Source organism: Stenotrophomonas sp. GD04145, assembly GCF_029835135.1.
Classification (GTDB): Bacteria; Pseudomonadota; Gammaproteobacteria; order Xanthomonadales; family Xanthomonadaceae; genus Stenotrophomonas; species Stenotrophomonas maltophilia_P.
In genome coordinates, this window is sequence record NZ_JAODZG010000009.1 from 19158 (window position 1) to 41963 (window position 22806).

At 65.2% G+C, this 22806-nt stretch carries 18 protein-coding genes; 11 read left to right on the forward strand and 7 right to left on the reverse strand.

Translation table 11 applies throughout. The features are described 5' to 3' along the window. The first annotated feature begins 1 nt into the window (after position 1). Together leuE and N7367_RS07105 are read left to right on the forward strand one after the other, a co-directional pair. On the forward strand, positions 2 to 631 hold the full coding sequence (gene leuE, locus N7367_RS07100; RefSeq protein ID WP_193395670.1) for a leucine efflux protein LeuE: 630 nt from the start codon (positions 2 to 4) through the stop codon (positions 629 to 631). A 173-nt stretch (positions 632 to 804) separates the two neighbouring features. Further along, on the forward strand, positions 805 to 2232 hold the full coding sequence (locus tag N7367_RS07105) for an amino acid permease (RefSeq protein ID WP_053517233.1): 1428 nt from the start codon (positions 805 to 807) through the stop codon (positions 2230 to 2232). A 51-nt stretch (positions 2233 to 2283) separates the two neighbouring features. On the opposite strand, the gene N7367_RS07110 is transcribed toward N7367_RS07105, so the two are convergent. Further along, on the reverse strand, positions 2284 to 3525 hold the full coding sequence (locus tag N7367_RS07110) for a dipeptidase (RefSeq protein ID WP_053517232.1): 1242 nt from the start codon (positions 3523 to 3525) through the stop codon (positions 2284 to 2286). 128 nt (positions 3526 to 3653) lie between these two features. Further along, positions 3654 to 4823: a class I SAM-dependent rRNA methyltransferase gene (locus tag N7367_RS07115; RefSeq protein ID WP_279942065.1), complete on the reverse strand. Its 1170-nt coding sequence runs from the start codon at positions 4821 to 4823 to the stop codon at positions 3654 to 3656. 350 nt (positions 4824 to 5173) lie between these two features. On the opposite strand from N7367_RS07115, the gene N7367_RS07120 reads away from it, so the two are divergent. Both N7367_RS07120 and N7367_RS07125 read left to right on the forward strand, forming a co-directional pair. Next, positions 5174 to 6136 (forward strand): TerC family protein, encoded by a 963-nt coding sequence (locus N7367_RS07120; protein ID WP_053517229.1) that lies wholly within the window; start codon positions 5174 to 5176, stop codon positions 6134 to 6136. A 103-nt stretch (positions 6137 to 6239) separates the two neighbouring features. Then, complete coding sequence (locus N7367_RS07125) at positions 6240 to 7010, forward strand: rhomboid family intramembrane serine protease (protein ID WP_053517228.1); 771 nt, start codon at positions 6240 to 6242, stop codon at positions 7008 to 7010. 72 nt (positions 7011 to 7082) lie between these two features. Here the strand turns inward: N7367_RS07125 and N7367_RS07130 are convergent, their stop codons facing one another. The 5 genes from N7367_RS07130 to rpmH all read right to left on the reverse strand — a co-directional run bounded on the left by N7367_RS07130 (position 7083) and on the right by rpmH (position 12117). Next, entirely contained in the window at positions 7083 to 8198 is a 1116-nt protein-coding gene (locus N7367_RS07130) for a glycerophosphodiester phosphodiesterase (protein ID WP_279942066.1), read from the reverse strand. Between the two features lie 101 nt (positions 8199 to 8299). Continuing rightward, positions 8300 to 9649: a tRNA uridine-5-carboxymethylaminomethyl(34) synthesis GTPase MnmE gene (gene mnmE / locus N7367_RS07135; protein ID WP_279942067.1), complete on the reverse strand. Its 1350-nt coding sequence runs from the start codon at positions 9647 to 9649 to the stop codon at positions 8300 to 8302. A 112-nt stretch (positions 9650 to 9761) separates the two neighbouring features. Then, positions 9762 to 11477: a membrane protein insertase YidC gene (gene yidC / locus N7367_RS07140; protein WP_065174067.1), complete on the reverse strand. Its 1716-nt coding sequence runs from the start codon at positions 11475 to 11477 to the stop codon at positions 9762 to 9764. Beyond that, a complete protein-coding gene (rnpA, locus tag N7367_RS07145; RefSeq protein WP_080375251.1) occupies positions 11477 to 11971 on the reverse strand; it encodes a ribonuclease P protein component in 495 nt (164 codons plus the stop codon). The genes yidC and rnpA overlap by 1 nt, the downstream gene beginning before the upstream one ends. Before the next feature lie 5 nt (positions 11972 to 11976). Continuing rightward, entirely contained in the window at positions 11977 to 12117 is a 141-nt protein-coding gene (gene rpmH / locus N7367_RS07150) for a 50S ribosomal protein L34 (protein ID WP_005411729.1), read from the reverse strand. Positions 12118 to 12371: 254 nt separating this feature from the next. Between rpmH and dnaA the strand changes: the two genes are divergently transcribed. The 7 genes from dnaA (at position 12372) to N7367_RS07185 (ending at position 22566) form a co-directional block, all read left to right on the forward strand. Further along, the gene (dnaA, locus tag N7367_RS07155; RefSeq protein ID WP_180876229.1) at positions 12372 to 13703 is read left to right on the forward strand and encodes a chromosomal replication initiator protein DnaA; all 1332 of its coding nucleotides are present in this window, start codon (positions 12372 to 12374) and stop codon (positions 13701 to 13703) included. 275 nt (positions 13704 to 13978) lie between these two features. Continuing rightward, entirely contained in the window at positions 13979 to 15079 is a 1101-nt protein-coding gene (gene dnaN / locus N7367_RS07160) for a DNA polymerase III subunit beta (RefSeq protein ID WP_005411731.1), read from the forward strand. A 704-nt stretch (positions 15080 to 15783) separates the two neighbouring features. Continuing rightward, positions 15784 to 16878, forward strand: a complete 1095-nt coding sequence (gene recF / locus N7367_RS07165) for a DNA replication/repair protein RecF (protein ID WP_279942068.1) — start codon at positions 15784 to 15786, stop codon at positions 16876 to 16878. Positions 16879 to 16990: 112 nt separating this feature from the next. Next, positions 16991 to 19450, forward strand: a complete 2460-nt coding sequence (gyrB, locus tag N7367_RS07170) for a DNA topoisomerase (ATP-hydrolyzing) subunit B (protein WP_065182134.1) — start codon at positions 16991 to 16993, stop codon at positions 19448 to 19450. 67 nt (positions 19451 to 19517) lie between these two features. Beyond that, entirely contained in the window at positions 19518 to 20363 is an 846-nt protein-coding gene (locus N7367_RS07175) for a CPBP family intramembrane glutamic endopeptidase (protein ID WP_279942069.1), read from the forward strand. A gap of 70 nt (positions 20364 to 20433) precedes the next feature. Then, entirely contained in the window at positions 20434 to 21240 is an 807-nt protein-coding gene (locus N7367_RS07180) for a M48 family metallopeptidase (protein ID WP_053517217.1), read from the forward strand. 132 nt (positions 21241 to 21372) lie between these two features. Next, positions 21373 to 22566: a tetratricopeptide repeat protein gene (locus tag N7367_RS07185; protein WP_053517216.1), complete on the forward strand. Its 1194-nt coding sequence runs from the start codon at positions 21373 to 21375 to the stop codon at positions 22564 to 22566. Positions 22567 to 22806 lie beyond the last annotated feature (240 nt).

Below are 22806 nucleotides of genomic sequence, written 5' to 3' on the forward strand. Positions count from 1 at the left end.
CATGCCGTGGATGGGCATCCAGGACCTGTGGACGTTTCTGGTCGCCGTGCTGGTGTTCCTCGCCCTGCCCGGGCCTGGCACGTTCACCCTGTTGACCGCCACCGGCAGGGGCGGGGTGCGCGGTGGTTACACCGCACTGGCCGGCCTGCTGGTCGGCGACCAGATCCTGATGTGGCTGGCCCTGGCCGGCGTGGCGGCCCTGCTGAAGGCCAACCCGCTGGTCTTTCACGCCGTGCAGTACCTGGGCGCGGCCTATCTGGTGTGGGTGGGCATCAGCCTGCTGCGCGCGCCCAGGCAGGAGGGCGGCGATGCCGGCCCGATCCGGATGCAGCCGGGCCGCTACTTCCAGCAGGCGATCCTGGTCAGCCTGCTCAATCCGAAGGCGATCCTGTTTTACATGGCCTTCCTGCCGCTGTTCATCGACCCCAGGGCGCACCAGGGCATCGCCACCTTCGTCGCGCTGGCGGGGATCATCTTCGTGGTCAGCATCGCCTACTGCTCGCTGCTGATCTGGGTGGGCAACCTGGCGCGGCGCCGGTTGATCCAGCATCCGCGCGTCAGCGACGCGCTGCGGCGCGTGGCCGGAGTGTTCCTGGTCGGCTTCGGCATCCGCCTGGGACTGAACGGCTGACCGGCACGGCGACGGCGGTCGGGCCCGTTCCGCAACCTTTGTGCTGATTCCGGCAGTGTCGTCGCGGTCATGCGCGCGCTGCGCCAGGCATGACCCCCGTCAGTGGTAATGCTGCGCTGCGTTCGGTCACACTCGGAGACTTGTCGTTATCAGTCACCCCTTCCGAGGCCTGCATGTCCCTGCTCCGGCGCAAGTCCCTAGATTCCGTCACCGTCCATGAAGCCGGCAGGCGACTGGTCCCGACACTCAGCTGGCCGCACCTGATCGCGCTGGGCATCGGCGCCATCGTCGGTACCGGCATCTACACGCTGATCGGCGTCGGTGCCAATCTCGCCGGCCCGGCTGTCCTGATCTCCTTCGCCATCGCCGGTGCGGTCTGCGCCTGCGCGGCCCTGTCCTACGCCGAGCTGTCGACGATGATGCCGGCCGCCGGCAGTGCCTACACCTACAGCTACAGCGCGTTGGGCGAGGTGTTCGCCTGGGTGGTGGGCTGGAGCCTGATCCTGGAGTACTCGCTGGTGGTCAGCACGGTGGCCGTGGGCTGGTCGGGGTACTTCGTCGGCTTCCTGGAGTGGGTCCACACCCAGTTCGGCTGGGACGTGACCCTGCCGGCCGCGCTGGCCGCGGGTCCGCACGTGGAAGGCGGCATGATCAATCTGCCGGCGATCGTCATCACCTGGCTGGTGGCCCTGATGCTGATGGCCGGCACCAAGGAGAGCGCGACCCTCAACGCGATCCTGGTGGTGTTCAAGCTGATCGCGCTGGCCATCTTCGTGGCAGTGGCACTGCCGGCCTTCGACAGCAGCAACCTGCAGCCGTTCATGCCGTATGGCTTCGCCAAGTCACTGGGTCCGGATGGTGTCGAGCGAGGCGTGATGGCGGCCGCCGCGATCATCTTCTTCGCCTTCTACGGTTTCGACGCGATCTCCACCGCTGCCGAGGAGACCAAGAACCCGGGCCGCGACCTGTCGATCGGCATCATCGGTTCGATGATCGGCTGCACCATCGTCTACGTGCTGGTCGCGCTGGCCGCCGTGGGTGCGATGAGCTACGCGGTGTTCGGCCACAGCGCTGAGCCGCTGGCGCTGATCATGCGCCAGCTCGGCCACCCCACCGCGGCGATGGTGATCGGTGTCATCGCGATCATCGCCCTGCCGACCGTGCTGCTGGCCTTCCTGTACGGGCAGAGCCGCATCTTCTTCGTCATGAGCCGCGATGGCCTGCTGCCGCGTGGCCTGTCCAAGGTCAGCGCGCGCACCGGTACGCCGGTGGCCACCACGCTGTTCACCGCGCTGGTGGTGTCGGCCCTGGCCGGCGTGGCACGCCTGGACGAGATCGCGGCATTGGCCAATGCCGGCACCCTGGCGGCGTTCACCGCGGTAGGCATCTGCCTGGTCGTGCTGCGCGTGCGTGAACCGAACCGCGAGCGAACCTTCCGCACGCCGCTGGCCTTCATCGTCGGGCCACTGGCCGCGCTGGGCTGCATCTACCTGTTCATCAGCCTGCCGCACACCACGCAGCTGTACTTCCTGCTGTGGAATGTCGCGGGCCTGGTGCTGTACTTCCTGTACAGCCGCCGCCATGCGCTGATCGCGCGCTGACCCAGACCGCGCCGGGCACGGCCCGGCGCAGATCCGGCCCGGGCGGGGCGGTTACCCGCCCTGCCTGGCGGCGTAGTCCTGCGCCTGCCGCATCACCCGCAGCAGATTGCCGCCCCAGATGCCGGCGATCTGCTGTTCCGTGTATCCCTTGCGCAGCAGCCACGCGGTGATCTTCGGCAGCTGGCTGACATCGGGCAGGTCACTCAGGCCGCCGCCGCCGTCCCAGTCCAGGCCGATGCCCACGTGTTCGGGCCCGACCACCTGGAGGATGTGCTCGAAGTGGGCGAAGAAGTCCTCCAGGCTGGCGTGCCGGACGGGGTGTTCGTGGTCCAGTGCCTGTTCGGCCTTCAACAGGGCCACGCCCTGCTCGATGCCCATGCCTTCCCAGCCTCCCAGCTGCCGGCTGAGTGCTTCTTCGGCCTGTTTGCGCTCGGCCGTCTTGCCGGTGTCGATCAGATAGCCGCCATAGGCGTTGACCTGGATCACACCACCGGCCTTGGCCAGCTTCTTCAGCCGCGCGTCGTCGAGGTTGCGTGGATGGTCGTAGACCGCCTTGGCTGAACTGTGCGAGAGCACGAACGGCACCGGCATCATCGCCAGCAGATCGTCGAACACGGCATCGGAGGCATGCGACTGGTCGATGACAATGCCGAGCTTCACCGCCTCGCGCACCAGCGCCTTGCCGGCCGGGCTCAGGCCTTTCCACTCCGGTCCCTTCGGATCGGTCGCAGAATCAGCGAACTCGTTGTTGGCGAAATGCACCGTGCTCAGCAGGCGCAGGCCGGCACGGTGATAGAACGAAAGCAGGCTGGGGTCGGCCACCAGCGGGCTGGCGTTCTCCATGCTGATGTAGACCACGCGTTTGCCGGCGGCCTTGATCCGCGCCGCATCGTCAGCGGTCAGGGCCAGGGCGAACCGATCGCCGTTGGCCGCCACCATTTCGCGGATTTCCAGCAGGCGCTGCAGGCCGTGATCGCGCTCGGCCAGGTGGGCGGCGGCGCTGCGGTCGCCCTGGTCGGTGTAGATCGCCCAGAACCCGCCGTCCAGTGCTCCCTCGACCATGCGCGGGTAGTCCACCTGTGACAGCGCATTGCGATCATGGCGCTGTTCGATATCGAAGCCGGTGCGGCCAAAGTTGGCGGGCGTATCCAGGTGGCTGTCGAGCGTCAGCAGGCGCTGCTGCAATGTCTTGGCACGCGCAAGCTCCTGCGCGCTGAACTCGATGGCATGGGCGGTCAGCGGCGCGCTCAGCGCCAGGGCAAGCAGCACGGACAGACGGCGCAACGACGGCATGGGGTTCCTACCGGCAATGGGAAGAACCCGACCATAGCGCTGCGGCCGGCCAATTTGTAGAGCCGAGCGCATGCTCGGCTGCCAGACAGATCAGCCGAGCGTGGGCTCGGCTCTACAGCGCCACGCGGTCAATCAACCACGCGGCAGAACACCGCCTTCAGGTAACGCGATTCCTGCACATGGGCCATGAACGGATGATCCGCGCCGGCACCGGCAACCTTCAGGATCTGCAGGGTGCGACCGGAGAAATAGGCCGCACGGCGCAGCATGTCCAGGAACTGGTCCTCGGCCACCAGGCCGGTGCAGGAGAAGGTGGCGAACAGGCCACCGGGCTTGACCACGCCCAGCGCCAGCTTGTTCATGTCCAGGTACTTCTTCAGCGCATTGATCACCTGGTCGCGGTCGCGGGTCATCTTGGCCGGATCCAGGATCACCACGTCGTACTGCTCACCGCGGTTGGCGGCATCGCGCAGCCACGGGAAGATGTCGGACTGGATGAACTTCGGGCGCACGTTGTTCAGGCGCGAATTGCCCTTGGCGATCTGGATGACGTCTTCATCGATGTCGATGCCGACCACGTCCGAAGCCCCGCGTGCCGCTGCATAGACCGCGAAGCCGCCGGTGTTGCAGCACAGGTCGAGCACGCTCTTGCCTTCCACCTGCTGGCTCAGCCATTGCCGGTTCTCGCGCTGGTCGGCGAAGAAGCCGGTCTTGTGCGCGCCGGCCGGATCGGCGCGGAACTTGATCCCGTACTCGGTGATCACCGACGCTTCGGTGGTGGTGTTGCCGTGGAAATCGAAGCTTTCCTGCTTCTGCACGTGTTCGTCGGCGAAGCTGTGGAAGCGGCAGCCGGGGAACTGCTCGCGCAGCGCATCGTAGATCCATTCGCGGTGGCGGAACATGCCGGCAGCGAAGAACTCGACCACCACCAGGTCGCCGTAGCGGTCCACCACCAGGCCGGACAGACCGTCACCTTCGCTGTGCACGACACGCCAGGCGTCGGACACCGCGTCGAGCTTGAGCACCTCACGGCGCAGCGACACTGCCTGGGCGATCTTGCGCGAGAACCAGCCGGCATCCACCGGTACGTTCTGGTCAGTTTCAAGGATGCGCACGGCAATGCGCGAGTGCCCGTTGTAGAACCCGCGGCCAATGAACTCGCCATCGATGCCGACCACGTCGACGATGGAACCGGGCTTGGGCCGGACGGTCGGCTTCTCGACCAGTTTCTGGAAGATCCACGGGTGGCTGGAGCGCCACGCGTTCTTGAGGCGGACAACGGGAAGGGGGGTATTCATCCACCTATTGTAAACCGGCCGCCGGGAGTCAGATCCCCGCAGGGGCTCTGACCCCTCTCTGGCGGGAACATGGGCTCGGGGCCCCTGCGGGGATCCGCCCCCGGTGCCCGGGCATTTGACGGCGGACGCGGCAGGCCGCAGAATTGGCGCCAGAAGGGGAGTAGCTCCCAGACGTTGTCGCCGTCATTTCGAGCCCGCAGGCTCCGGTGCAACGGCAGTTCCAGCCGACTGGAACTGCGAGCGAGACCTTCGCCGTACTGGCGAAGCTCTGTCCCTGGATCCCCTCCCGATCCTCCGTTGCAGATCCTCGCCGTCCGGCCTGGCATTCATCTTTCCAACGGACATTCCCAATGCAGACGATCGGTAACATGTGGTTGTGGGGCGGCTTCGCAGCGGTGGTGGTCATCGCCCTGCTGGTCGACCTCGTGTTGATGCGCCATGGTGGCCCGCACAAGGTCACCTTCAAGGAGGCCCTGTGGTGGTCCATCGGCTGGGTCGCGCTGGCCCTGCTGTTCAACGCCGGCCTCTGGTACTACCTGAATGAGACGGCCGGCCAGGTCGTGGCCAACAAGGTCGGTCTCGAGTTCCTGACCGGCTACCTGGTCGAGAAGGCGCTGGCGGTGGACAACATCTTTGTCTTCCTGATGATCATGAGCTACTTCGCGGTGCCGGAGGAACAGCGCCAGAAAGTGCTGATCATCGGCATCCTGGGCGCGATCGTGCTGCGTACGATCATGATCTTCGCCGGCAGCGTGCTGATCAGCCAGTTCCATTGGCTGCTCTACGTGTTCGGCGCCTTCCTGCTGTTCACCGGCTGGAAGATGTGGTTTGCCGCCGGACAGGAGCCGGACCTGGAGAGCAACCCGGCCCTGCGCTGGATGCGCAAGCACCTTCGCCTGCTGCCGGAGTACGCCGGCAACGCCCTGAGCGTGAAGCGCGACGGCGTGCGCTGGTTCACCCCGTTGTTCGCGGTGCTGATCCTGATCGCCGTCACCGACGTGATCTTCGCGGTGGACAGCATCCCGGCGATCTTCGCGATCACCACCGATCCGTTCATCGTGCTGACCTCCAACGTGTTCGCGGTACTGGGCCTGCGTGCGATGTTCTTCCTGCTGGCCGGCATGGCCGACCGCTTCCACCTGCTGCCGTACGGCCTGGCCCTGGTGCTGGGTTTCATCGGCATCAAGATGATGATCATCGACCTGTTCAAAATCCCGACCCCGGTCTCGCTGGGCGTGGTCGCGCTGATCATTGCCGCCACCGTCGTGCTGAGCCTGAAGTACCCGCCCAAGGAAGGCGAAGGCCAGGCCTGATCGCGGCTGGCAGACATGGCCAGCGGGATTGTCCCGCTGGCCGCTTCCACTCTCCCGCAGCGGTGGCCTTGGTTTCGCGCCAGCCACCGCCATTGCTTGAGGTATGAACAGCAACGCGCCCCTGCCCGCCGGCGACGTGCCGGCCCCCCGCAACGACCGCCTCCGCATCCTGCGGGCGTTCAATGTCAGCCTGGCCGCCGTGCTGGTGCTGGTGGTCGTGTTCGCCCTGCAGGGCACGTTCGACTGGCGCCCCTGGGCGGTAGCGCCGCTGGAAGCCAAGGGCCTGCTCGGCCTGCTCGGCGGCCCGCTGCTGCATGCCTCGGTCGAGCACATCGCCGCCAACAGCATCGCGATCCTGATCCTCGGCACCCTGGCCGGAAGCGTCTATCCCAGGGCCACCGTCCGCGCCCTGCCCCTGCTCTGGCTGGGATCGGGTGTGGGCGCATGGATGCTGGGCAATCCCGGCAGCGTCCATCTGGGTGCCAGTGGCGTGACCCACGGCCTGATGTTCCTGCTCGCCGGCCTCGGCCTGCTGCGCCGCGACCGCGCCGCCATCGCCACCGGCCTGATCGGCATGCTGTTCTACGGTGGCATGCTGATGACCATCCTGCCGCATGCCGACGGCGTGTCCTGGCAATCGCACATGGGCGGCGCCTTCGCCGGCATCATCGCAGCGCTGCTGTTCCGCACCGCTGACCCGCTGCCACCGCGTCCGCGCTACAGCTGGGAGGACGAGGAAGACAACGCAGAACCGCTGGCCGACGATGAACTGGAGCCGCCGTCGCCACACCGTGTGCCGGTCCTGTGGCAGCCGCGCGAAGGGCAGGATTACGTGGTCATCCCGTTCCGGCGGCCGGACGAACCGCGCGGCTGAGGGGGGATGGGTCCGCCGGGCATCGCCCGGTACCCCGGGTAGCGCCGGGCCATGCCCGGCGGCGTTGACGCTTCAGTTCGCCGCGTTGCCCGCCGCGCCAGTGCCATCCACCGCCTGCCGGCCCAGCGCCGGGTCATCGGTGAAGAGCGCATCGATGCCGGTGGCCAGATAGGCGCGCATCTCGGCGATCGAGCCTTCGGCATTGCGCGCGTTGTCCGCCCCCCTGCGCAGGTTGCTGGGCTGGAACTGATTCTCCGGGCGGAAGGTATACGGGATCACCATCAGGCCGGCCGCGTGCGCATCGCGCACCAGCGCGGTCGGCGTTCCCAGTGCACCGTTGGCGTCCAGCGGAATGATCGAGCGCAGTTCAGGACCGATGCCATCGGCATAGGCCGCGATGTCCTTCAGGCCCGCAGGAGTCATCATCTGTGCGTAGGTCAGCGTGCCCCCGGCCTTGGCGACGTCGGCCGGCTGGGTATCGCCCTTCCACAACAGCTGCAGCAGGCGGATGTTGCTGTCCTGCGGGATCTTGCTGCGCAGGTAACGCAGGTTGGCGGTCTCGAAGGACTGGATGGTGACCGGGCCGACGTTGGTGTAGGCATTGCCACGCAGCGCGGCCAACAGTTTGTCTTCCATCGGCAGACCGATGGACTGGAAGTAGGTCGGATGCTTGATCTCCGGCACCAGACCGATGCCTCGATTGGCGCGGCCGGCCTGCTGGACCAGGAAGGCGAGGATTTCATCGAGACTGGCGATGCGGAACTGGCCGTCGTAGGCGGTGCTGCGCAGGTCGGGCAGGCGTTCGCGCGCGTACAGCGTCTTCAGTTCGGCCAGGGTGAAGTCTTCGGTGAACCATCCGTCCACCGTCTGCCCGTCGATGACCTTGCGGGTGCGGCGGCTGGCGAATTCGGGATGCGAAGCGACATCGGTGGTGCCCCCGATCTCGTTCTCATGGCGGGCCACCATCACCCCGTCCCTGGTCATCACCAGGTCCGGTTCGATGTAGTCGGCTCCGTCGGCGATGGCCTGTGCATACGCAGCCAGGGTGTGTTCCGGCAGCAGCGCGCTGGCGCCGCGATGACCATAGACCGACGCCCTGGCCGCGGCCGGGAGAGAAGATTCAGCACTCATGGCCACCGATGGTGCCACGGCCAGCGACAACAGCAACGCACAACCCCACGACTTCACTGCAACGTCCCCCAACGGTAGGTGATGGGCGGCAGTATGCGGCGGCAATGTGACAGGTGGGGGACCTGGGGTCGGAGCCCCTGCGGGAATCTGACCCCGGCTTACTTGCCGATGCAGAAGCTGGAGAAGATCCGTCCCAGCAGGTCATCGGCGCTCATCTGCCCGGTGATCTCACCCAGCGCGTCATGCGCCAGCCGCAGCTCTTCGGCCGCCAGTTCCAGGTGTTCGTGGGCCAGCTCACCATCTGCGCGCTGCGCGTGTTCCTGCGCACGCTCGATTGCATCCACGTGGCGGGTGCGCGCGGAGAACTCGCCGTCCACCTGTTCGCCCGCGCCTGCCGACGCGATCGCGCGCAGGCGCGCGTGGAGGTCGTCGAGTCCTGCACCGGTGGCGGCCGAAACGAACACACGGTCCGGATCGTCCACGGTTGGGCCGGCCTGCAGCAGATCTGACTTGTTGTGGATGTAGACCTTGTGCGGCACAGCCCGCACCGCTTCGCCGATGGCCGCCTCGCCCGCCGCCGGATCGCGCGCATCCAGCACGATCAGCGCCAGGTCGGTGCGTTCGATCTCCACGCGCGCGCGGCGCATGCCTTCGCGTTCGATGGCGTCGCCACCGTCGCGCAGGCCGGCGGTATCGACCAGGGTCAGCTCCAGTCCATCCAGGCGGATGGTCTCGCGCAGCGTGTCGCGCGTGGTGCCGGCGATGTCGGTGACGATGGCGCGTTCGCTGCCGGCAAGCGCATTGAGCAATGAACTCTTGCCGGCGTTGGGCGGGCCGATCAGCACCGCGTGCAGGCCATCGCGCAGGCGGCGGCCACGCTCGGCATCGCGGCGCAGCAGGGCCAGGTCGCTGCGTGCCAGTTCCAGCCCGCGGCGCACCTGCGCGCCGCCCAGCGTATCCAGCGGCTCATCGGCGAAATCGATGGCCGCTTCCACATGCACGCGCAGCAGCACCAGCTGCTCGACCACGGCGTCGATGCGGCGCGAGAACACCCCGTCCAGCGAGCGACGGGCAGCACGCGCGGCGCGGTTGTCGCCCGCAGCGATCAGGTCGGCGATGGCCTCGGCCTGGGCCAGATCGAGCTTGCCGTTGAGGAAGGCGCGCTCGCTGAACTCACCGGGCCGCGCCTGCCGCGCGCCGAGCGCGATGCAGCGTGCAACCAGTTGCTGCAGCAACACCGGGCTGCCATGGCCCTGCAGTTCCACCACTTCTTCGCCGGTGAAGCTGTTCGGTGCCGGGAACCACAGCACGATGCCATCGTCGATCACCTCGCCTTCGGCGTCGCGCAGGCGCGCGTAATGCGCGTGACGTGGGCGCAGGCCGGTTGCGCCCAGTGCGTTGGCGATGGCGGCGGCGCGCGGGCCGGACAGGCGCAGGATGCCGACGCCACCTGCACCTGGCGCGCTGGCGATGGCGACAATGGTGTCAGTGCGGGCTGCCTCATTCATCGCTTGGAACGTCTCCGGTTGCGCACGCGCGGAATTCTACCGCCTCATGCGAAAAGCCCGCCTTGCGGCGGGCTTCTGCTGTGGTCAGCCGGCCAGCGGCCGACTCTACCGATTACTTCTTCTTGACCGGAGCCGATGCGGCGGTGGCCGGGACCGGGTCGCCGCCATGGCGCTTGGTCATCCACCACTGCTGCAGCAGGCCCAGGCCGCCGTTGACCACCCAGTACAGGACCAGGCCGGACGGCATGAAGGCCATCATGACGCCGAACACCAGCGGCATGAACTGCATCATCTTCTGCTGCATCGGGTCCATGCCCGGCGCAGGCGTGAGCTTCTGGGTGAACCACATCACCGCCACGTTGATCACCGGCAGGATGAAGTACGGGTCACGCGCGGTCAGGTCCTGGATCCAGCCCAGCCACGGCGCCTGGCGCAGTTCGACCGACTCCACCAGCACCCAGTACAGGGCGAAGAAGATCGGCATCTGGATGAGGATCGGCAGGCAGCCGCCCATCGGATTGATCTTTTCCTTCTTGTACAGCTCCATCATCGCAGTCTGGAACTTCTGGCGGTCATCGCCATAGCGTTCCTTCAGCTGCTGGATGCGCGGCTGGAAGCGGCGCATCTTGGCGCCACTCTTGTACTGCACGGCCGACAGCGGGTACAGCACCAGCTTCAGCAGCACCACCAGGCCGACGATCGCCCAGCCCCAGTTGCCGACCAGCTTGTGCACCTGGTTGAGCACCCAGAACAGGCCCTGGCCGATCACCGCCATCATCGAGAAACGGCTGTAGTCGACCACGCGGTCCAGGCCCGGCACGTCTTCCTTGGCGATCAGGTTGACCAGCTTGGGGCCGACCCACAGGCGCGCTTCGGTGCTGGTGGACTGGCCCGGGGCCAGGGTAAAGGCCGGTCCGCGCGCTTCGATCAGGTCACGACCGTCCACCTGCGACAGCACGTAGTGGGCGACCTGGTCCTTCTGCGGGATCCACGCGGTGAAGAAGTGGTGCTGCAGCATCGCCAGCCAGCCGCCGGTGATGTTCTGGTTCAGCGCACCGTCCTCCAGGTAATCCTTGAACGCACGACGCTGGTACTTCTTGTCGTTGTCGTACCAGGTGGCGCCGTTGAAGCTGAAGGAATCCGGGTTGGTCATGCTCCGCGACAGGATGGTCGGGGTGCGGTCCAGGGTGCGGTAGACGTAGCCGTTCCACGTGGTGGCGCCGGCATTGCTGACTTCATCCTTGAAGCGCACGGCGTACTCGTTGCGCGAGACGGTGAGGGTGCGCTTGATGGTCACGCCGTTGTCGGCGGTCCACACGAACGGGATCTGCAGTTCGTTCTGGCCCTTGGCCAGCACGAAGTCGCGGGTGTCACCGACCAGCTTGAAGCCGTCGGCGCCGGGCACCGGGGCGTTCTTGTCCTGGCTGGCCCAGCCGCTGATCGCGCTGTACGGATGCGCGGGATCTTCGGTCAGCAGGCGGACCGGCGGGCTGCCTTCATCCTTGGTCTGCGGGAACTGCAGCAGCTCGGCGTCGAGCACGCGGCCCCCGTCCAGTACCAGGCGCAGGACGTCGGTGGTGACGGTCACGCGCTGGGCGGCCGGGGTCGCGCTGGCCTGGGCCTGCGTGGGCGCCTGGCCCGGGGCCGCCGGCACCTGGGCGCTGGGAACGCTGCCTGCGGCGGCGCCCGGCACGGTCTGCGCCGCGGCCGGGGCAGAACGGGTCGTCGGAGCAGGGGTCGGAGCGGCCTGCTCGCGGCTCCACTCCATCCACAGCAGCACGGCCACCATCAGCCAGGCAAAAATGAGAAATACGCGGGTCTGGTTCATCAGCGGACAGGCTCGGCGGGGCCGGAACGCGGTGCCGGCTCGGTCAAAGAGGGAGTTGCGATGCCATCAGGCGGCGGCATTGTGCCGTCCACGCCCGGCGCGGGCAATGCACGCAGGCGGCGCAGCAGGCGCAGGAAGGCCTGGCGGATGTCGTCATTGCTGGCGTGACGCGCAGCACTACGGGCCACGACGACAAAGTCGCCTGGCTGGATATCGGTTCGTGTCTGACGCAGGATGTCGCGCAGGACGCGCTTGATCCGGTTGCGCCCGACGGCGTTCGGATCGACCTTGCGGGAAACCGCCAGACCCAGCCTGGCCGGCCGGTCAGCCGGCAGCCAGTGCAGGGTCATCAGCGGATCGGACACACGGCGGGCGCCGTTGAAGACCGTTGAGTATTCGGCACGCGTGCGAACCCGCGCAGAGCGAGGGAATCGCTTGCGCGGGTCTGCAGTATTCACTGTCGAAGGGATTGCGTCTGCCGCGATGTGCGGCATGGCAATCAGGCGCTCAGGACTTTGCGGCCCTTGGCGCGGCGACGCGACAGGATCTTGCGGCCGTCAGCGGTCTTCATACGGGCACGGAAGCCGTGGTCGCGCTTACGCTTGAGGTTGCTGGGCTGGTAGGTGCGCTTGGTGGCCATTGGGGCCTCTCGTATGAATGGGACGGAAAGAACCGGAAATTCTAGAGAGGTACCCCACCCCGCGTCAAGCCCTGGGGACTACGCGAATTCACCGGCCTGTGCAATAGCTGTGGATGTTTTTGTGAATAAGTAGGGGACAAGCATTCCGAAGGCGGGCGCTCGGTGGTAGTCTGAGCCATCCATTTCCCCCCTTTCCGGCCTGTGTTTGGGCGCCTTGTCGCGCCCCCACCCCGGCCATCGGACGATTATTGCTGATGGATGCCTGGTCCCGTAGTCTCGAACGCCTCGAAGCGGAGTTCCCGCCTGAAGACGTTCACACCTGGTTGAAGCCGCTGCAGGCCGATCTGCGCGTGGACAGCCTGGTGCTGTATGCACCGAATGCCTTCATCGTCGACCAGGTGCGCGAGCTGTACCTGCCGCGCATCCGCGAGCTGCTGGCGCATTTCGCTGGTTTCAGCGACGTTTTTCTTGAAATCGGCTCCCGTCCGCGCCCGGTAGAGGCGCAGACCACGCCGGTTTCCACGCATTCGGCGCACGCAGCCAGCGAACCCCAGGTGCCGTTCGCCGGCAATCTGGACAGCCATTACACCTTCGCCAACTTCGTCGAAGGCCGCAGCAACCAGCTCGGCCTCGCCGCTGCGTTCCAGGCAGCGCAGAAACCGGGCGATCGCGCACACAATCCGCTGCTGCTGTACGGAGGCACCGGACTGGGCAAGACCCACCTGATGTTCGCCGCCGGCAACGCCATGCGCCAGGCCAATCCGGGTGCGAAGGTGCTGTACCTGCGCTCGGAACAGTTCTTCAGCGCGATGATCCGGGCCTTGCAGGAAAAGACCATGGATCAGTTCAAGCGCCAGTTCCAGCAGGTCGACGCGCTGCTGATCGACGACATCCAGTTCTTCGCCGGCAAGGATCGCACCCAGGAAGAGTTCTTCCACACCTTCAACGCCCTGTTCGACGGCAAGCAGCAGATCATCCTGACCTGTGACCGGTACCCGCGTGAGGTCGAAGGGCTGGAAGCGCGCCTCAAGTCGCGGCTTGCCTGGGGACTGTCGGTCGCAATCGAACCGCCTGACTTCGAGACCCGTGCGGCGATCGTGCTGGCCAAGGCGCGCGAACGCGGTGCGGAGATTCCCGATGATGTTGCGTTCCTGATCGCCAAGAAGATGCGCTCCAATGTGCGCGACCTCGAGGGCGCGCTGAATACCCTGACCGCCCGCGCCAACTTCACCGGCCGTGCGATCACCACCGAGTTCGCGCAGGAAACCCTGCGTGACCTGCTGCGCGCCCAGCAGCAGGCGATCAGCATTCCCAACATCCAGAAAACCGTTGCCGACTACTACGGACTGCAGATCAAGGATCTGCTGTCCAAGCGCCGCACTCGATCGCTGGCTCGTCCGCGCCAGGTCGCCATGGCCCTGACCAAGGAGTTGACCGAGCACAGCCTGCCCGAGATCGGCGACGCATTCGCCGGTCGCGACCACACCACGGTGCTGCATGCCTGCCGTCAGATCCGGACGTTGATGGAAACCGACGGCAAGCTCCGCGAGGACTGGGACAAGCTGATCCGGAAGCTGAGCGAATGATGCACGGACGCCGATGAGGCGTCATCGCACAAAACGGTGCAGAATCCGGTAGCAAGCGCGGGATGAGCTGTGGATAAAAAAGGCGCCTGACAACGCGTGGAATTTATCCACAGCTTTCCCCACCCTCTGGGGGGCGGTAATACAGAGGGTTTCGAGGCCAGAAATCCTTTTTATTACAAAGACTTAACGTTGTTTTCCAGCGATTCTGTCTCTACCAGCACCACCAAGCTTTTGATTTATTCCACATTTTTTAAAGCATAGGGGCACGGAACCACATGCGTTTCACACTGCAGCGCGAAGCCTTTCTCAAGCCGTTGGCACAGGTCGTCAACGTGGTCGAACGCCGCCAGACCCTTCCGGTTCTGGCCAATTTCCTGGTCCAGGTGCAGAACGGCCAGCTTTCGCTGACCGGTACCGACCTGGAAGTGGAGATGGTGTCGCGGATCGCGGTTGAAGATGCCCAGGACGGCGAAACCACCATTCCGGCGCGCAAGCTGTTCGAGATCATCCGCGCCCTGCCCGATGGCAGCCGGATCACCGTCTCGCAGACCGGTGACAAGATCACCGTGCAGGCGGGTCGCAGCCGCTTCACCCTGGCAACGCTGCCGTCCAACGACTTCCCCTCGGTAGACGAGGTGGAAGCCACCGAGCGCGTGGCGATCGGCGAAGCGACCCTGAAGGAGCTGATTGAACGCACTGCGTTCGCGATGGCCCAGCAGGACGTGCGGTACTACCTCAACGGCCTGCTGTTCGACCTGCGTGGCGATGCGCTGCGTACGGTGGCCACCGACGGACACCGCCTCGCCCTGTGTGAAACGGATCTGGCCAAGCCCAGCGGCTCCAAGCGACAGATCATTGTGCCGCGCAAGGGCGTGACCGAGCTGCAGCGCCTTCTCGAGAGCGGCGACCGGGAGATCGAGCTGGAGGTCGGCCGCAGCCACGTCCGCGTGAAGCGGGACGATGTCACGTTCACCTCGAAGCTGATTGACGGTCGTTTCCCGGACTATGAAGCCGTGATTCCGATTGGTGCCGACCGCGAGGTAAAGGTCGACCGTGAGGCACTGCGTGCCTCGCTGCAGCGTGCGGCCATCCTGTCCAACGAGAAGTACCGCGGCATCCGCGTGGAAGTTTCGCCGGGCAACCTGAAGATCAGCGCGCATAACCCGGAACAGGAAGAAGCGCAGGAAGAGATCGAAGCCGATACCACCGTCAGCGATCTGGCCATCGGCTTCAATGTGAATTACCTGCTGGACGCCCTGTCCGCATTGCGCGACGAAGAGGTCATCATCCAGCTGCGCGACTCCAATTCGTCGGCGCTGGTGCGCGAGTCCAGCAGCGAGAAGTCCCGCCATGTGGTGATGCCGCTGCGTCTCTGACGGTTGCGCTGTTCCACGTGGAACCAGAAGACGCCCGGAACGTTCCGGGCGTTTTTTTTTGCGGTTCCACGTGGAGCATTCCTGTTCTCCATCGCGCTGCAACAGGCCAGTCCCCTGTGTGACAGATGCCTGTAGCTGTTCTGGCTGTCTGGATCCGCGTAGTTGTTACTGTTGCTGACGCCACTATCCACAGACGTCGTTGCGGGCGCTCTATGCCCTCCCTAGCTTCTAAATCTGGGTATAAATCTAAAGCTAGGTCGTGATGGTAGAGCCAGATTTCGTGGAAAACAGGGTCATCTCATTGATTTTATTGGTTTTTAATGTGCTGAAACCCCCTGCATATCGGCGCCTGGGGCTGGGGGGGAACCTGTGGATAGATTTCAGGCAGGGCCAAAGCGGCTTTTTTATCCACAGATTGCCCATACCTTGTGTATAAGTAATACCGGGCCGCTGTGCATAGCGTGAAACCGCTGGCTTGAAATTCTTGAAATCTGTGGAACCGCCACGGGTGTTGGTGCGCAGATTTCAAGGAAATGCGGCAGGTTTTTTGCGGGCCGTCGTCCGTAAGCCGGTCAGGACACGTTCGCAACCGCGCCATGGTCTGCAGGGCGATAGCCTGATGCCAACGGCGGACTTGACCGATGCAGTAAGCTGATGGATTCCCTGCCCCTCTACCGCTTCGTGCGGATGGTCCTTCGCACCCCATGCAGATCCGTCGCCTCGTCCTGCACCATCTGCGCCGCTTCGCCGTGGTGGATCTGTCGCCACAACCGGGATTGAATCTGCTGACGGGCGATAACGGGGCCGGCAAGACCAGTGTGCTGGAGGCGTTGCATCTGATGGCTTACGGGCGCAGCTTTCGTGGTCGGGTGCGCGACGGCCTGGTCCGCCAGGGCCAGGATGCGCTGGACATCTTTGTGGAATGGGAGGAACAGCGCGCCCAGTCATCGCCGCACCGCCGCAAGGCCGGTCTCCGCCATACTGGACAGGACTGGAAGGGACGTCTGGATGGTGAAGATGTCAGCCAGCTCGGCAATCTATGTGCTGCACTGGCGGTGGTGACGTTCGAGCCGGGCAGCCATGCTCTGGTCAGCGGTGGTGGTGAGCCCCGTCGCCGTTTCCTCGATTGGGGATTGTTCCACGTGGAACCGGATTTTCTCTCCCTGTGGCGCCGCTACTCACGGGCGCTCAAGCAGCGCAATGCCCTGCTCAAACAGGGAGGGCCAGCAAGGATGCTCGATACGTGGGATCACGAACTGGCAGAGGCCGGCGAACCGTTGACCAGCCGACGTCAGCGTTATCTGGAGCGGCTGCAGGAGCGCACCATCGCGCTGGCGGCCAGTCTTGCCCCCCAGTTGGGTATCCAGGCGCTGGACCTGAGTCCGGGATGGCGCCGCCACGAACTGCCGCTGGCCGATGCACTGCTGCTGGCACGCGAGCGGGACCGGCAGGCGGGCTATACATCCGTTGGGCCCCATCGGGCGGACTGGAGCGTGGACTTCAGCCATATTCCAGGGCGGGACGCGCTGTCGCGCGGCCAGGCCAAACTCACGGCCTTGGCGTGTCTGCTGGCCCAGGCCGAAGACTATGCGGAACAGCGCGGGGAATGGCCGGTCATTGCTCTGGACGATCTGGCCTCCGAACTGGATCGCACCCACCAGGCGCGGGTGCTGGAGCGCCTGCTTGCCGGCCCGGCGCAGATCTTCGTCACGGCAACCGAAACGCCGGCCGCGCTGCAGGCGCTGACCGACATCACCCGGTTCCACGTGGAACATGGACAGATCGTGGCTGTGCCATAGTGCGTACAACAGGGCCGCTCGACCCTGGCTGGTATAATTCGGGTTGCAATCCTTTCATTCTCGGCGCACCGCTTCCTGTGGTGCCCGACCTGCGGAGCCTACGGCAAGCGCAATGAGCGACGAACAGAACACCCCGGTAAACAATGGCAATTACGACGCCAACAGCATCACCGCCCTGGAAGGCCTGGAGGCTGTCCGCAAGCGTCCCGGTATGTACATCGGCGACGTCCATGACGGTACCGGCCTGCACCACATGGTGTTCGAGGTGGTCGACAACTCCATCGATGAGGCGCTGGCCGGTCATGCTGACCATGTCGCGGTGACGATCCACGCCGACGGTTCGGTGTCGGTCTCCGACAACGGTCGTGGTATTCCGGTCGGCAAGCATGAGCAGATGAGCGCCAAGCTGGGCCGCGAAGTCTCGGCAGCCGAAGTGGTGATGACGGTCCTGCACGCCGGTGGCAAGTTCGACGACAACAGCTACAAGGTTTCCGGCGGCCTGCATGGTGTGGGTGTCAGCGTGGTCAATGCGCTGTCGCAGAAGCTGCTGGTGGACGTATTCCAGGGCGGCTTCCATTACCAGCAGGAATTCAGCAACGGCGCTGCCGTCAGCCCGCTGGCCAAGCTGGAAAGCACCACCAAGCGCGGCACGACCGTGCGCTTCTGGCCGTCGACCGTCGCGTTCCACGACAACGTCGAATTCCACTACGACATCCTGGCCCGTCGCCTGCGTGAACTGTCGTTCCTGAACTCCGGCGTCAAGATCGTGCTGGCGGACGAACGCGGCGATGGCCGGCGCGACGACTTCCACTATGAAGGCGGCATCCGCAGTTTCGTCGAGCATCTGGCCCAGCTGAAGACGCCGCTGCATCCGAACGTCATCGCGGTCAGCGGCGAATCCAACGGCATCACCGTGGAAGTGGCGCTGCAGTGGACCGATTCCTACCAGGAAACGATGTACTGCTTCACCAACAATATTCCGCAGAAGGACGGCGGCACCCATCTGGCCGGTTTCCGCGGTGCGTTGACCCGTGTGCTCAACAACTACATCGAGCAGAACGGCATCGCCAAGCAGGCAAAGATCAACCTGACCGGCGATGACATGCGAGAGGGCATGATCGCGGTGCTGTCGGTGAAGGTGCCCGATCCCAGCTTCTCCAGCCAGACCAAGGAAAAGCTGGTCAGCTCGGACGTGCGTCCGGCCGTGGAAAGTGCCTTCGGCCAGCGTCTGGAAGAATTCCTGCAGGAGAATCCGAACGAAGCGAAGGCGATTGCCGGCAAGATCGTCGATGCCGCGCGCGCGCGCGAAGCGGCCCGCAAGGCTCGTGACCTGACGCGCCGCAAGGGCGCGTTGGATATCGCCGGCCTGCCGGGCAAGCTGGCCGACTGCCAGGAGAAGGATCCGGCGCTGTCCGAGCTGTTCATCGTCGAGGGTGACTCGGCAGGTGGTTCGGCCAAGCAGGGTCGCAACCGCAAGAACCAGGCGGTGCTGCCGCTGCGCGGCAAGATCCTCAACGTGGAACGTGCGCGCTTCGACCGCATGCTGTCGTCCGACCAGGTCGGCACGCTGATCACCGCGCTCGGTACCGGCATCGGCCGTGATGAGTACAACCCGGACAAGCTGCGCTACCACAAGATCATCATCATGACCGACGCCGACGTCGACGGCGCCCATATCCGCACGCTGCTGCTGACGTTCTTCTACCGTCAGATGCCGGAGCTGATCGAGCGCGGCTACGTCTACATCGGCCTGCCGCCGCTGTACAAGATCAAGCAGGGCAAGCAGGAGCTGTACCTGAAGGATGATCCGGCGCTGGACAGCTATCTGGCCAGCAGCGCGGTGGAGAACGCGTCGCTGGTGCCGGCCGCCGGCGAGCCCGGCATCGAGGGCGTTGCCCTGGAGAAGTTGCTGCTGGCCTACGCGTCCGCGCAGGACGCGATCGAACGCAATGCGCATCGCTACGATCGCAACCTGCTCGAAGCGCTGGTCGACTTCATGCCACTGGAACAGGACACCCTGCGCAATGCCGGCCAAGGTGAAGGCCTGGACGCGCTGGCCAGGCGCCTGAACCAGGGCAGCCTGGGCAGCCCGCGTTTCAGCCTGGAACTGCAGGAGGCCAATGAGCAGCGCCCCGCGGCCGTGCTGGTGACCCGACGTCACATGGGCGAAGAGCACATCCAGGTGCTGCCGCTTTCGGCCCTGGAAACCGGCGAACTGCGCGCGATCCACCAGGCAGCCAAGCTGCTGCATGGCCTGGTACGCGAGGGGGCGACCATCACCCGCGGTGCCAAGTCGATCGAGGTCGATTCGTTCGTGAAGGCGCAGAACTGGTTGCTGGATGAAGCCAAGCGCGGTCGCCAGATCCAGCGCTTCAAGGGCCTGGGTGAAATGAACCCGGAACAGCTGTGGGATACCACCGTGAATCCGGATACCCGCCGCCTGCTGCAGGTACGCATCGAAGACGCCGTGGCCGCCGATCAGATCTTCAGCACCCTGATGGGCGATGTCGTCGAGCCGCGTCGCGACTTCATCGAAGACAACGCACTGAAGGTCGCCAACCTGGATATCTGACACAATCGGGACGTGGCCGGTGCGCGGGGAGGCGCGCCGGCCCTTGCCCCTTGATCGCAGGTATCTGATGTCCGCTTCCGCTCCGGTTTCCGCACCGCCGCCGGTTCCGCCGGCGACCGCCGCCCCCCGCGCCGCTTCGCCGCTGGCGGGATTCTTCATCGATCTGGGCATCGCCGCCGTCACCCTGTTCGGCCTGAGCCTGATCAGTGGCCTGTTCTGGGGCCTGTACCGCGGAATGATGGTCGGCTACGCAAACGCGAAGGCCAACGGCGCCGCACCCGATCCCGGCACCCTGACCGAAGCACTGGGCCAGCCGGGTGCCCTGGCGCAGATCCTGATGGCGCTGTTCGCTACCGGCGGCGCGGCCCTGCTGCTGTATTTCTGGCGACGACCGGCCAATGCGGCCGAACGCCAGGCGTCGCGTGACGCGCTGCGCCGGCCCTCCACCTGGGGCTGGACGCTGCTGGTGGCCACGTTGATCGTAGTGGGCAGCAACGGCATCGCCTTCCTGTCCCGGCAGTTCGGCATCGAACCGGTGCCGACCAACGTGGAACTGATGCAGAACGCGGTCGCGCGCTTTCCGCTGTTCCTGATGCTGTTCGCGGTGGTGCTGGCGCCGGCCTACGAGGAACTGCTGTTCCGGCGCGTCCTGTTCGGGCGCTTGTGGCAGGCCGGTCGCCCCTGGCTGGGCATGATACTGAGCAGCCTTGCCTTCGCCCTGATCCATGAAATTCCCGGCACCAGCGCCAACGGCCCGGCCGAGATCGCCCAGCTCTGGCTGGTCTACGGCGGCATGGGCGCTGCATTCTGCTGGCTGTACCGCCGTACCGGAACGCTGTGGGCGGCCATCGCCGCACATGCCCTGAACAATGCCGTGGCACTGGCGGCGCTGGTGTTCTTCGGCGCGACGTAACGGCTGTCCGCTTGACGAAAGATTAAGCAGCGACGATACACACTGCGCTCATGAACACGGGGGTGGACCCATGAAACAACTGCTGCTGGCCCTTGTCATCACCACCCTGGTCAGCGCCTGCGCGACCACCACCTCGCCGACCGGACGGCGGCAGATGATCGGTGGCGTCTCGCAGGCACAGCTTGACCAGCTCGGCGCGCAGGCGTTCGCCGAGACGAAGCAGAAGGAAAAGATCAGCACGGACGGCCGGCAGAACGGCTACGTGCAGTGCGTGGTCAACGCGCTGGTCGCCCAGCTGCCTCCACAATACCGTGGCGTACGGTGGGAAACCGCCGTGTTCGTCGACAAGGAACCCAACGCTTTCGCCCTGCCTGGCGGCAAGGTGGGCGTGAACACCGGCATCTTCACCGTAGCCAGGAACCAGGACCAGCTGGCGGCCGTGATCGGCCACGAGATCGGCCATGTCATCGCCCGCCACCACGAGGAGCGCATCACCCGGCAGATGGGCGCGCAGACCGGCCTGGCGGTACTCGGCGCACTGGCCGGCGCTGCCTATGGCGAAGGCGCGGCCAGCACGGTCAACCAGCTTGGCGGCATGGGGGCACAGACGGCGTTCCTGCTGCCGGGCTCGCGGACCCAGGAAAGCGAGGCGGACGTGATCGGCCAGCGGCTGATGGCGCAGGCCGGCTTCAACCCGGCGCAGGCGGTGGACCTGTGGCAGAACATGATGGCCGCCAGCGGCGGACGCAGCCCGCAATGGCTGTCCACCCACCCCGATCCGGCCAACCGGATCCAGGAGCTGCGACGTGATTCCCCTGCCCTGATGCCGGTCTACCAGCAGGCGCAGGCGGCCGGACTGCGACCAAAGTGCGGATGAGTGCGCAGTTTCATGCTGTATTGCAGCACATAAAACGATTTCTCACGCCATCTGTTTCTGATACGTTTGGCGGCTCAGATTTTTCTGACAGTCCGACTTTGCCGCTATCCGGCGGTTCGATCGAGGTGAACGATGATTTTCCGTAAACACAAAGCTGTGCTTTCCGTCCTCGTCGCGACCGCCCTGACCGGCGCCGTGGTCACCGATGCGCTCGCGCAGTCCTCGCGTTCCTCCGACCGTGGCAACCGCGGCGGCAGCAGCAAGCAGGCCAAGGCCGAACCGCTGTACCCCAATGCGACCCGCCAGGAGCCGGCGGCCAAGTCCTCGGCCAAGATGGGTGGCAAGCTGCAGAAACTGGTAGACAGCTACAACAAGGAAAAGTTCCCGGAGACCCGCACCCAGGCCGACGCGATCCTGGCTGACAGCGCCGCGAACGAGTACGACAAGTCGCTGGCCGCGCAGCTGGCTTCGCAGGCCGCTTACCAGACCGACGATGTCGCCGCCGCCATCGCCTACCTGAAGCAGGTGCTGCAGTTCAACGGCCTGGACAACAACGGCCACTTCCAGTCGATGCTGATGCTGGGCCAGCTGCAGCTGCAGGAAGACCAGACCGCCGAAGGCCTGGCTACCCTGGACAAGTACTTCGCCGAGAGCAAGTCGACCAAGCCGGACGAGCTGATCGCCAAGGGCCAGGCGCTGTACCAGCTGGAGCGCTACCAGGAAGCGATCCCGGTGCTGAAGCAGGCCATCGCCGGCTCCACCGAGCCGAAGGACAGCTGGAACCAGCTGCTGATGGCGGCCCTGTCCGAGGCCGGCCAGACCGGTGAAGCCGTGCAGGCCGCCGAGGCCCTGGCGGCGAAGAACCCGAACGACAAGAAGGCGCAGCTGAATCTGGCCAACATGTACATGCAGGCCGACCAGATGCCCAAGGCCGCCGCGGTGATGGACAAGCTGCGCAGCAGCGGCCAGCTCACCGAAGAGCGCGAGTACAAGCAGCTGTACTCGATCTATGCCAACACCGAGAACAAGGAAAAGGACGTCATCGCGGTCATCAACGAAGGGTTGCAGAAGGGCATCCTGAAGCCGGATTACCAGGTCTACCTGGCGCTGGCCCAGTCCTACTACTACTCCGACCAGGTGCCGCAGGCGATCGATGCGTGGCAGAAGGCCGCCCCGCTGTCCAAGGACGGTGAGACCTACCTGAACCTGGCACGCGTCCTGCATGCCGAAGGTCGCGTCCCCGAGGCCAAGCAGGCCGCCCAGCAGGCGCTGGCGAAGGGCGTGAAGAACCAGGCTGATGCCAAGAAAATCATCAACCTGAAGTAAGTAGGAATAACGCCTGAACGCCTGCTCAGTTGATGCGCAGGCGCTCAGGATTGGTATAAGCTTGGAGGTTCCTGCGGTGTCATGCACCGCTGATCAGGGATTCCGCCCCCGGCATCCCGGCCCCACTATTGAGCTCTTGGCGCATGACGGAACAACTAGTCGTTCACCGGTACGAACAACCCGATGACAAGGGGCTGAGCTGGCCTCGCATCGTCGGCATCGCGTTTGTAATCGCCCTGC

What these genes read in the sequence shown, in the direction of transcription:
- leuE (WP_193395670.1), top strand. Translation starts at nt 2, where the DNA reads ATGCCGTGGATGGGCATCCAGGACCTGTGGACGTTTCTGGTCGCCGTG.
- N7367_RS07105 (WP_053517233.1), top strand. Translation starts at nt 805, where the DNA reads ATGTCCCTGCTCCGGCGCAAGTCCCTAGATTCCGTCACCGTCCATGAA.
- N7367_RS07110 (WP_053517232.1), bottom strand. Translation starts at nt 3,525, where the DNA reads ATGCCGTCGTTGCGCCGTCTGTCCGTGCTGCTTGCCCTGGCGCTGAGC.
- N7367_RS07115 (WP_279942065.1), bottom strand. Translation starts at nt 4,823, where the DNA reads ATGAATACCCCCCTTCCCGTTGTCCGCCTCAAGAACGCGTGGCGCTCC.
- N7367_RS07120 (WP_053517229.1), top strand. Translation starts at nt 5,174, where the DNA reads ATGCAGACGATCGGTAACATGTGGTTGTGGGGCGGCTTCGCAGCGGTG.
- N7367_RS07125 (WP_053517228.1), top strand. Translation starts at nt 6,240, where the DNA reads ATGAACAGCAACGCGCCCCTGCCCGCCGGCGACGTGCCGGCCCCCCGC.
- mnmE (WP_279942067.1), bottom strand. Translation starts at nt 9,649, where the DNA reads ATGAATGAGGCAGCCCGCACTGACACCATTGTCGCCATCGCCAGCGCG.
- yidC (WP_065174067.1), bottom strand. Translation starts at nt 11,477, where the DNA reads ATGAACCAGACCCGCGTATTTCTCATTTTTGCCTGGCTGATGGTGGCC.
- rnpA (WP_080375251.1), bottom strand. Translation starts at nt 11,971, where the DNA reads ATGCCGCACATCGCGGCAGACGCAATCCCTTCGACAGTGAATACTGCA.
- rpmH (WP_005411729.1), bottom strand. Translation starts at nt 12,117, where the DNA reads ATGGCCACCAAGCGCACCTACCAGCCCAGCAACCTCAAGCGTAAGCGC.
- dnaA (WP_180876229.1), top strand. Translation starts at nt 12,372, where the DNA reads ATGGATGCCTGGTCCCGTAGTCTCGAACGCCTCGAAGCGGAGTTCCCG.
- dnaN (WP_005411731.1), top strand. Translation starts at nt 13,979, where the DNA reads ATGCGTTTCACACTGCAGCGCGAAGCCTTTCTCAAGCCGTTGGCACAG.
- recF (WP_279942068.1), top strand. Translation starts at nt 15,784, where the DNA reads ATGCAGATCCGTCGCCTCGTCCTGCACCATCTGCGCCGCTTCGCCGTG.
- gyrB (WP_065182134.1), top strand. Translation starts at nt 16,991, where the DNA reads ATGAGCGACGAACAGAACACCCCGGTAAACAATGGCAATTACGACGCC.
- N7367_RS07175 (WP_279942069.1), top strand. Translation starts at nt 19,518, where the DNA reads ATGTCCGCTTCCGCTCCGGTTTCCGCACCGCCGCCGGTTCCGCCGGCG.
- N7367_RS07180 (WP_053517217.1), top strand. Translation starts at nt 20,434, where the DNA reads ATGAAACAACTGCTGCTGGCCCTTGTCATCACCACCCTGGTCAGCGCC.
- N7367_RS07185 (WP_053517216.1), top strand. Translation starts at nt 21,373, where the DNA reads ATGATTTTCCGTAAACACAAAGCTGTGCTTTCCGTCCTCGTCGCGACC.